We start from the raw sequence: 2,710 nt of genomic DNA on the forward strand, positions 1-2,710 counted from the left end.
GTGTTCCTCGAAAACGAGAAGCAGCAATCGGCGTTCAATTTCGAGTATTCCGATGTCGAGATGCTGAAGCGCTGGTTTGCCGATTGCGAGAGCCAGTCGAACGCGCTGCGCGATGCGAACCTGCCGTTGCCAGCCTATGATTATGCGCTGAAGGCCAGCCACACGTTCAACCTGATCGACGCCCGCGGCGCGATCAGCCCGACCGAACGCCAGGCCTATATCGCGCGGGTGAGGGACCTCGCGCGCGGCGCAGCGGCGCAATGGGCCGAGCAGGAAGAGACGCGCGCGGACGCCTGATGCTTCCAAGCTCGTCCTGAGCGAAGTTGAAGGATGAGCGCGTCACGGCGAGAATGCCGCTGAGGTGGCCAAAACGACTGAGGAGGAATTCAGATGAGCAAGACCCCGAAGATAGCTGGCAAACAGCCGATCCCGGTCGAAGTGGTGGCAGGCAAGACCTATTGGTGGTGCGCGTGCGGCCAGTCGAAGAAACAGCCTTTTTGCGACGGTAGCCACAAGGGCACGGCCTTCGAGCCGATCGGCTGGAAGGCGGAAAAGTCCGGCAACGCGTTTTTCTGTGCCTGCAAGCGCACAAGCAAGTCGCCGCTATGCGACGGCTCGCATAACGCCCTGTAGGCCGCGCGCTTACTCGATTTTTGCCAGATCATCCCAGTAATCAGTGGGGGGGACGCCTTCCATCATGTCGCTGACCATCTGCACGAAGCCGACATTGAAGTAAGAGCGACACTGGGCCCATAGATTCCGGGCGCGCTCGGTGCCCAGTACAAAATAGATGACGCCGCGATAGGATTCCCAGGCTTCCTTGTCCATGGCGCCGCTCTTGTATTGGAGCCACTCAAATTCGCGGGCGCGCATCTGGCCAATCATCCAGAAGATCAGTCTGGTTTTCTCTTCAAAACTGGGCGTTTCCGTCTGGGAGAAAATGCGTCCCAGATCAGGATGCTCGACGAATTTGTAGACGCCGTTCTGGTCGTTCGACAATTGAGCCTGCCGCGATTCAGAGCGCAGCAGCGCGGTGCCCTGCCGGACCTGAATGGCGAGATAAATAAGTGTCGCGACGACTGCGACGACGCCAACGATTTGGGCCGCGTAGGCGATCTGTTCGAGCATGGTGATGTTTCCCCTGAGTATCGTCCGGACCTTGCAGGATTCCTGCTGGCTTTGCCAAGCCTTGGCGCGATCCGTGGGTTTTGCCAGCAGGCCCGGTGGCGCCCCAGACTTGACCCCGGCGCAGGCGCGTCTATGCCGTGCAGGCTCAATTCCAAACGGCTGGACCCCTTATGGCTGACCTTCTGCTCGAGATCTTTTGCGAGGAAATCCCTGCACGCATGCAGGCCAAGGCCGAGGCCGATCTCGGCAAGGCGCTGGGCGATGCGCTGAAAGGGGCGGGCCTTGCCTTTGATACGCTGGAGACGGCCAGCGGGCCGCGCCGCCTGTCGGTGAACGTGACGGGCCTGCCGGTCAAATCGGCGGATGTCTCGGAAGAGCGCAAGGGGCCGAAGGTCGGCTCGAAGGACACAGCCATTGAGGGCTTCCTGAAAGGGGCGGGGCTTTCCTCCATTGATCAGGCTGAAATACGCACCGACCCGAAGAAAGGCGACTTCTATGTCGCCATGCTGGACAAGCCGGGCCGGATGACCGCCGACGTGGTGGCTGATGCCGTGCCGGCGATCATTCGCGGGTTTCATTGGCCAAAGAGCATGCGCTGGGGCACCGGCGAGCTGCGCTGGGTGCGTCCGCTGCAGCGGATTCTCTGCGTTCTGGATGGCAAAATTGTGCCGTTCGAGGTCGATGGGCTGGCCAGCGGCAACCAGACCGAGGGCCACCGTGTGCATGGGCGCGGGCCGTTCACCGTGACGGGCTGGGCCAATTACGAAAAACAACTCGAAGGCAAGGGCCATGTGCGCCTCACGCGCGATGCGCGGCGCGATGTAATTGCCAAGGGCATTGCGGACGTGTGCGCCAAGGCGGGGCTGGCATGGGTCGACGACCCCGGCCTGCTGGAAGAGGTGACCGGCCTGGCCGAATGGCCGGTGGTCATTCTGGGCGATATGGACCCGGCCTTCCTGGAATTGCCGCCGGAAGTGATCACGCTGTCGATGCGCACGCACCAGAAATACTTCGCCGTGAATGACAAGAAGACCGGCAAGCTGGCACCGCATTTCATCGTGGTCGCCAATATTGACGCGTCTGATGGTGGTAAACAGATCGCGGCGGGCAATGCGCGGGTCCTGTCGGCGCGGCTGGATGATGGCCGGTTCTTCTGGGACAAGGACAAGGCGACGCCGCTGGACGAGATGGCCAAGAAGCTCTCGACGATTGCGTTCAAGGACGAGCTGGGCAGCCTTGGCGACAAGGTGGAGCGCGTGGCGGCACTGGCGCGCGAACTGGCGCCTGCCGTGGGCGCTGACCCCGATCTCGCCGAACGTGCGGCACGCCTCGCCAAGGCAGACCTCGTGTCGGAAATGGTTGGCGAATTCCCGGAACTGCAGGGCGTGATGGGGCGGTATTATGCGCTGGAGGCGGGTGAGCCCGCTGCGGTCGCCGATGCAATCCGCGACCATTACAAGCCGCAGGGGCCGTCAGACGCCGTGCCGACCGACCCGGTGGCGATTGCCGTGGCGCTGGCCGACAAGCTGGACACGCTGGTCGGCTTCTGGGCGATTGACGAGAAGCCGACAGGGTCGAAAGA

At 62.3% G+C, this 2,710-nt stretch carries 4 protein-coding genes; 3 read left to right on the forward strand and 1 reads right to left on the reverse strand.

Going from position 1 to position 2,710, the window contains the following annotated elements:
- Both AADA04_RS07170 and AADA04_RS07175 read left to right on the forward strand, forming a co-directional pair.
- Positions 1–297: glycine--tRNA ligase subunit alpha (locus tag AADA04_RS07170; protein ID WP_340692570.1), on the forward strand; the 297-nt coding region annotated here is incomplete at its 5' end.
- Between the two features lie 93 nt (positions 298–390).
- On the forward strand, positions 391–633 hold the full coding sequence (locus AADA04_RS07175) for a CDGSH iron-sulfur domain-containing protein (RefSeq protein ID WP_340692571.1): 243 nt from the start codon (positions 391–393) through the stop codon (positions 631–633).
- Between the two features lie 9 nt (positions 634–642).
- On the opposite strand, the gene AADA04_RS07180 is transcribed toward AADA04_RS07175, so the two are convergent.
- Positions 643–1,128, reverse strand: a complete 486-nt coding sequence (locus AADA04_RS07180) for a hypothetical protein (RefSeq protein WP_340692572.1) — start codon at positions 1,126–1,128, stop codon at positions 643–645.
- A gap of 170 nt (positions 1,129–1,298) precedes the next feature.
- On the opposite strand from AADA04_RS07180, the gene glyS reads away from it, so the two are divergent.
- On the forward strand, positions 1,299–2,710 hold a 1,412-nt coding region (gene glyS / locus AADA04_RS07185; protein ID WP_340692573.1), incomplete at its 3' end, for a glycine--tRNA ligase subunit beta.

Origin of the sequence: Hyphomonas sp., from assembly GCF_037969335.1 — a bacterium.
GTDB lineage: Bacteria > Pseudomonadota > Alphaproteobacteria > Caulobacterales > Hyphomonadaceae > Hyphomonas.